This window comes from Actinomadura logoneensis (assembly GCF_003428695.1).
Taxonomy (GTDB): domain Bacteria; phylum Actinomycetota; class Actinomycetes; order Streptosporangiales; family Streptosporangiaceae; genus Spirillospora; species Spirillospora logoneensis.
In genome coordinates, this window is sequence record NZ_QURH01000760.1 from 1 (window position 1) to 3,847 (window position 3,847).

At 74.1% G+C, this 3,847-nt stretch carries 4 protein-coding genes; 2 read left to right on the top strand and 2 right to left on the bottom strand.

Annotated elements, in window-relative coordinates:
- Window positions 1-206: 206 nt before the first annotated feature.
- Window positions 207-1,073, top strand: coding sequence for a 1,4-dihydroxy-2-naphthoate polyprenyltransferase (locus DZF91_RS26875; RefSeq protein WP_117359960.1), 867 nt, complete (start codon window positions 207-209; stop codon window positions 1,071-1,073).
- On the opposite strand, the gene DZF91_RS26880 is transcribed toward DZF91_RS26875, so the two are convergent.
- Together DZF91_RS26880 and DZF91_RS26885 are read right to left on the bottom strand one after the other, a co-directional pair.
- Window positions 1,037-2,083 carry a hypothetical protein gene (locus DZF91_RS26880; protein ID WP_117359961.1) on the bottom strand — a complete coding sequence of 349 codons (1,047 nt, stop codon included), beginning with the start codon at window positions 2,081-2,083 and terminating at the stop codon, window positions 1,037-1,039. The genes DZF91_RS26875 and DZF91_RS26880 overlap by 37 nt on opposite strands.
- Window positions 2,084-2,185: 102 nt before the next feature.
- Window positions 2,186-2,872 (bottom strand): uracil-DNA glycosylase, encoded by a 687-nt coding sequence (locus tag DZF91_RS26885; protein ID WP_117359962.1) that lies wholly within the window; start codon window positions 2,870-2,872, stop codon window positions 2,186-2,188.
- A 152-nt stretch (window positions 2,873-3,024) separates the two neighbouring features.
- On the opposite strand from DZF91_RS26885, the gene modA reads away from it, so the two are divergent.
- On the top strand, window positions 3,025-3,798 hold the full coding sequence (gene modA / locus DZF91_RS26890) for a molybdate ABC transporter substrate-binding protein (RefSeq protein ID WP_117359963.1): 774 nt from the start codon (window positions 3,025-3,027) through the stop codon (window positions 3,796-3,798).
- Window positions 3,799-3,847: the final 49 nt, after the last annotated feature.

A 3,847-nucleotide genomic window follows, 5' to 3' on the forward strand; every position in this document is an offset into this window, starting at 1 on the left:
CGCGGGCGTCCCGGACGTCGCGCGCCGACGCGGACGCCGCCGACCGCGCCGAGCCCGCAGCCGCCCCCGCAGCCGATGATGCGGACGGCGCGGACGCCGGAGCGGGGCTCACCGGACGCGTGGGCACGGCGGCGCCCGACCAATGATCGACATCGGCGAGAATCAAGAACCGTCCCCTTGCACCCTCGAGAACTAGCGGTATCACTGTGGCCACGCTCTCCCAATGGGTCGCCGGGTCCCGGCCCCGCACCCTGCCCACCTCGCTCGTGCCCGTCGTCGTCGGAACCGGCGTGGCGATCGGCGCGGGACACGCCGTCTGGTGGCGTGCCCTGCTCGCCGCCGTCGTCGCGCTCGTCCTCCAGATCGGGGTGAACTACTCCAACGACTACAGCGACGGCGTGCGCGGCACCGACGAGGTCCGGGTCGGGCCGCTGCGGCTGGTCGGATCCAAGGTCGCGCCGCCCCGGCAGGTGCTCGCCGCCGCGCTCGGCTGCTTCGCGGTCGCGGCCGTGGCGGGCCTGGTGCTCGCGGCCGTGACGTCCTGGTGGCTGCTGCTGGTCGGCGCGTTCGCGATCCTCGCGGCCTGGTTCTACACCGGCGGCAAGAACCCGTACGGGTACCGGGCGCTCGGCGAGATCTCGGTGTTCGTGTTCTTCGGCCTGGTGGCGGTCGTCGGCACCGTGTACGTCCAGACCGAGACGCTGCCGTGGGAGGCGTGGGCGGCGGCCGTCCCGATCGGGCTGCTGGCCTGCGCGCTGCTGGTCGTCAACAACCTCCGGGACCTGCCGACCGACAAGGAGTCCGGCAAGCGGACCCTCGCGGTCGTGCTCGGCGGCCCCTGGACGCGCATCCTGTACGCGGCGTGCTGCGCGGTCCCGTTCATGATCGTCCTCGCCCTCGCGGCCCCGCACCCGTGGGCGCTGGTCGCGCTGCTGGCCGCGCCGTTCTCGGTGCCGCCCACGCAGCGGGTCATCCAGGGCGCCAAGGGCCGCGACCTCATCCCGGTCCTGGGCATGACCGCCCGGCTCCAGATCGTCTACGGCGTGCTGCTGGCGGTCGGACTCGCGCTCTGACCGTCCCGGCCCCGCCCGGCGGCCCGCTCGGCGCCGCTCCCCGCTCCAGAGGCCCGTTCGGCGGCGCGTTCCGCGAGCAGGGACGCGCCGGCCAGGCCGATCACCAGGCCGCCGAGCATGCTCGCCAGGGCCTCCAGGCCCATCAGGGTGGAGGTGTCCGGGTCCGCGGCCACCAGGCAGGTGAACAGGCCGTAGGAGAAGCCCGCGCCGCCGCCGATCCAGGCCGCGGTCATCGGGACGATGAGCCGCCCGCGCCGCCGCTGGACGAGCGCCAGCGCCCCGGCGGCCCCCGCGAGCGCCACGGAGCCGTGCACGAACTGGACCACCTGCTGGGTGGTGCTGAGGTCGACCGTCCGGCCGCCGGTCCCGCCGAACGCCCAGTAGAGGTCCACGACCACGGCGAAGGCCATCGGGACCGCCGCCGCCCAGACCAGGAACCGGCGCATGACGTCGGTCGGGCCGGCGGGGACGTCGCGCGCGAGCAGGGCGAACACCTCGGGCCACCGGGCCCTCGCGTAGAGGACGAAGGCGATCGTCAGACCCGCGGCCTGCATGATGAATCCGCCGTACACCACGACGAAGACCCAGGGGTCGAGCATGCTCGCGCCGGGCGCCGACGTGGGCGAGCCCTCCCCCAGGGCGAACTGCACGACCGTCCCGAGCGGGACGGCCAGCGTGAGCGGCGCCAGCAGTCCCGTCCCGACCCAGATCGGCACCACGACCAGCCAGGACGGCAGCCGCCGCCCCCAGCCGTAGGTGAAGGCGAGCACGATCAGGATGGTCGTGGTGTCGAGCGCGAACGTGATCACGTTGGCGACCTGCGTCTTGGTGCTGTGCATCGCCCCCGGGTCGTTGACGCCGAGGTTTCCGCCGAACAGCCAGATCAGCTTCAGCACGATGTAGGGGACGCAGGCCGCGCACGTCACGTACGCGATGGCGAGGCGCGGCGCGCCGGGTGAGCCGTGCCGTCCGCGCGGGGCGGACGGCACCGGCTGAGCGATCGTCGTCATGCCCCGAGCCTGGCGGGAGGCCGTCCCGCCGCACCTCCCGCCCGAAGGGGAACCGCTTCCCCCGGACGGGGGAAGCGACCGCCCGGGCCACTCAGAAGAAGGTCAGGCCGAGGTGAGGTCCCAGTCGATCTCGGGCTCGCCCGCGTCCGCGAGGGCCTTGTTGACGGCGCTGAACGGCTTGGTGCCGAAGAACTTCTTGGCGCTCAGCGGGCTCGGGTGCGCCGACTCGATCACGGTGTGCCGCTCGCCGGTGATCAGGCGGGCCTTCTTGCGGGCGTAGGCGCCCCACAGCACGAACACCACGCGCTCGGACTTCTCGTTCAGCGCGCGGATGGCCGCGTCGGTGAACTCCTCCCAGCCCTTGTTCGCGTGCGACCCGGCGTCCCCGGCGCGGACGGTCAGTACCGCGTTGAGCAGCAGGACGCCCTGGTCGGCCCACGGCGTCAGGTCGCCCTGGGCGGCGACCGGGACGTCGAGGTCGCTCGCCAGCTCCTTGTAGATGTTGCGCAGCGACGGGGGCAGCTTCACGCCGGGCTTGACGCTGAACGACAGGCCGTGGGCCTGACCGGGGCCGTGGTAGGGGTCCTGGCCGAGGATGAGCACGCGCGCCCGGTCGTAGGGGCAGTGCCGGAAGGCGTTGAACAGGTCCTCGGGGGGCGGGTAGACCGTCTGCTCCTCGTACTCCCCGGCGACGAACGCGGCCAGCGCGGCCGTCTTGACCGGGTCGAGCAGGGGCTCGAGCCGCACCCGCCAGTCGTCGGGGAGCTGCTGCATCAGGTCGAACGTCATCGGGGGCCTCTCCAGCCGGGGTGTCGCCACGAACCCTGGCCACCGGGAGCGCCGGCGCGCCAGGAACACTGGGCAGAACCCTAGTCCGGAGCACTGACACGCCCGGCCCGAATCCCCGGAGCGAAGGCCGATCAAGCCTAGGATGACGGCATATGCCCGACTTCCGCCGATGGCCGCGGCCCGCCGCCGTCCCCTCCCTGGCCGTCGTCCTCGGCGCGTCCCTGGCCGCCTGCGGCGGCTCGTCCGGGCCGGTGACGCTGACCGTCCTCGCCGCCTCCTCGCTGACCGAGGTGATGGACGAGCTGGGCGCGACCTACCGGCAGGAGCGGCCGGGCGTGCGGGTCCGGACGGTCTACGGCGGCTCCCAGGAGATGGCCGCGCGGGTCGGCGACCACCAGCCGGGCGACGTGCTGGTCACCGCCGACCGGACGGCCCTGGACGAGGTGTCCCGGAAGCTGGCGGGACGTCCGCGGGCCGTCGCCCGCAACTCGCTGACCATCGCCGTCCGGCCGGGCAATCCCAAGCGGCTGCGCACCCCGTACGACCTGGCCCGGCCCGGGCTGCGGGTCGTCACCGGCGGCCCGATCGTGCCGGTCGGACGGTACGCGCAGCAGATGTTCGCCCGCGCGGGGGTGACCGTCCGGACGTCGTCGCAGGAGGTCAGCGCGCGGGCGGTGCTGGACCGGGTCCGGGCCGGGGAGGCGGACGCGGGCGTGGTCTACGTCACCGACCTGCGATCGGCCGGTGTGGCGGCCGGGAGCGTGCCCGTTCCGCCGGCGCTCAACGTCGTGGCGTCCTATCCGGCGGCGGCGGTGCGCGGCGGGCACGCGAAGCAGGCGGAGGCGTTCGTCACATGGCTGACATCTCCGGCCGCTCGTTCGTTGTTCGGTAAGTACGGGTTCGCCGCTCCCGCGGCGGGCGGCTGACGCCCGGCGACCACCGGACGGCGCCCGCCCGCGGCGCCCGCGGCGGACC